The following is a 2654-nucleotide window of genomic DNA, read 5'->3' on the forward strand; positions in this document are numbered from 1 at the left end:
CCGTTATAGTGGTGGACCCATCCGGTCAAGTGCTGCACATTCGCGGCGATGTCTCGCGGTATTTAAGTTTCCCACAAGGCAAAATCGACACCAACATTCTCACCCTGGTGCGCGACGACATCAAGGTGGACATTCGTGCCCTGCTGCAAAAGGCCAAGCGCGACGGTCAGGCCTCGACACAAGCCTTGTTTTTCAATAACACCGAAGCGGAAAAAGCGCTTTTCATTACCATTCAGCGACTCGCATCGGACAAGGCCAGCCGAACACAGGACGTGTTTGTCATCAGCTTCACCCAAGTGGATCTCAGCGAAGCCTTTATCAGCGGTACCGGCTTGCTGGAAGCCGACCAAACCATCAGCAACGACAACCTACGCAAAGAAGTCGCTATTTTCAAAGAGCGTTTGCAAACCTCCGTTGAAGAGCTGGAAACCACCAATGAAGAGCTGCAATCCACTAACGAAGAATTGCAGTCGGCCAATGAGGAACTGCAATCCGCCAACGAAGAGCTGCAAACCGCCAATGAAGAGTTGCAGTCCACTAACGAAGAACTCTCCACCGTCAACCAGGAACTGGAAGTCAAAACCTACGAACTGGAACAGGTGAATAACGACCTGCAAAATATGCTCGACAAAATGAATGAAAGCATCGTGCTGGTGGACAACCGCTTGCGACTGCTGCGCTACACGCATTGTGCGGCCGAAATTCTGGGGTTGCGCAGCACCGACATCGGTCAAACCATCACCACTTTGGGTCTGAACATCGACATCCCCAAGTTGCGGCAAGAGTTGCTCAACGTCATTGAAACTGAAAACGAAACCCAGCTGAGAGTGCGGCAAGACGCGACCGTTTACCAACTGCGGCTGGTGCCTTATAAATCCGATGCCCTTCAAGTGGTGGGGGTCATGCTGTTTTTCGACACGCCAAACCGCACCTCAAACCAAAACCCTGACACCGATGCGCATCAAACCCTGCAACACCTGGCGGACTATCTTCCCTTTAGCGTCATTACGCTGGACAAAACCGGCATTATCACTTTCGCCAGCCCCTCAATTGAGACACTGCTGGGCTATTCACCAGAAGAAATTCGACACAAAAACGTCAGTCAGCTCATGCCCGAACCCTATCGCCAGCACCACGACGACTATCTCAGCCACTATTTATCCGGTCAAAGCAAGGGCTTGATGCACCAATGGCGAGACATCACCGCCTTGACCAAGGATAATCGCCGTTTGCTACTGAAGCTACGAGTCGAAAACACCGCCATCAATGGCGAACCGCATTTTTTAGGCTACCTCATCGAGTCGGAGAAACTCCATGAGCTTGAATAACACCCGCCACGATCTAAATTGCGACTATTTACACCAAGACCTGCACGCCTTTAAAGAAGAAAATACGCGACTCATCGAACAGCTAATGGCGCTGGAAGAGCAGTTTGAGGTCATGGAACAACGCATCAGCGAACTGGAAACCGAAGCCCTCATCAGTCAACAGATTGAAAGCAATGACGCCAGTATGCAAAAACAATTTGCCTTACTGTTTGACGAGTCGCCCGCCCCCATGCTGCTGACTAATCAGCACGGCGACATTGAAATGCTCAACCAAGCCGCCTGCCGCATGCTCCATCAAAGTTGCGATATCGCTTTAGGCCAGAACTTCCGCAAATTTCTGCAAAAACAGAGTGCCTACGACCTGGTTTTATTGTTACGTGACAGCGAACACAGCACCGAAAAAGTGCAAGGTCAAAAAGTGTTTGTGCTTAAAAGCAACGACATTTTCACCCTCTCATTAGTTCGTCTAAATCATCCTGGGCGCTATGGCGGTTACTACTTGATGTCACCGATGATGGTCAACCTCAAGGAAGTCTCCAGCCAATCGTTGCGGCTGTCCAACATCATTATTGACCAAATCCGAGAAGGGCTGATGGTGACGGATGCCAAAGGGCAAATCATACGCATTAACCAAGCGTTTTCGGAAATCACCGGATTCAGTCCGGCGGACGTCGAAGACAAAACCCCCGCCATCCTGCACTCTGGCCGCCATTCCAAACGGTTTTACGACGATATGTGGCTGGAAATCCAACACCACGGCTGGTGGTGCGGTGAAATTTGGAACCGGCGCAAATCGGGCGAAGTCTACCCAGAATGGTTGCAAATCAGCCGCATCCACGATCAACAGACAGGGCAGGTTTTTTATGTAGCGACCTTTTCTGACATCACCGATCGCAAAGCCTACCAAGGCCAACTGGATCGCTTGGCATTCTATGACGCCCTCACCGGCTTGCCGAACCGCAGCCTGCTCAATCAGTTTCTGGAGACCCAGCTCATACACCTGCAGGAAAAAGCTGACCGAATGCTTGCGGTCCTGTTTCTGGATCTGGATAAATTTAAAGACGTCAACGATCATTACGGTCACGCAGAAGGCGATTATGTGCTTCGTGAAGCCACCCAACGCATTATGGCACGCCTGGGCGAATCCGACATGGCCTCCCGCATCGGCGGCGATGAATTTGTCATGGTGCTCACCCGCATTACCGCCGTAGAAGAAGCCATTGACATCACTCGAGACCTGCTCAACTTACTGTCCGACCCATTCAACACCCCCAAAAGCGCCCATCGGCTGAGTGCCTCCATTGGCATCGCGCTGGCACCCCTGCA

Annotated in this window: 2 protein-coding genes; both read left to right on the forward strand. The window is 51.5% G+C overall.

All coding sequences use genetic code 11. The features are described 5' to 3' along the window. A partial coding sequence (locus ACP5D0_RS09995) for a PAS domain S-box protein (RefSeq protein WP_472365642.1) occupies positions 1–1328 on the forward strand: 1328 nt, incomplete at its 5' end. Next, a partial coding sequence (locus tag ACP5D0_RS10000; RefSeq protein WP_472365643.1) for a sensor domain-containing protein occupies positions 1315–2654 on the forward strand: 1340 nt, incomplete at its 3' end. The genes ACP5D0_RS09995 and ACP5D0_RS10000, both read left to right, overlap by 14 nt.

This window comes from Hydrogenovibrio sp., assembly GCF_049975065.1.
Lineage (GTDB): Bacteria > Pseudomonadota > Gammaproteobacteria > Thiomicrospirales > Thiomicrospiraceae > Hydrogenovibrio.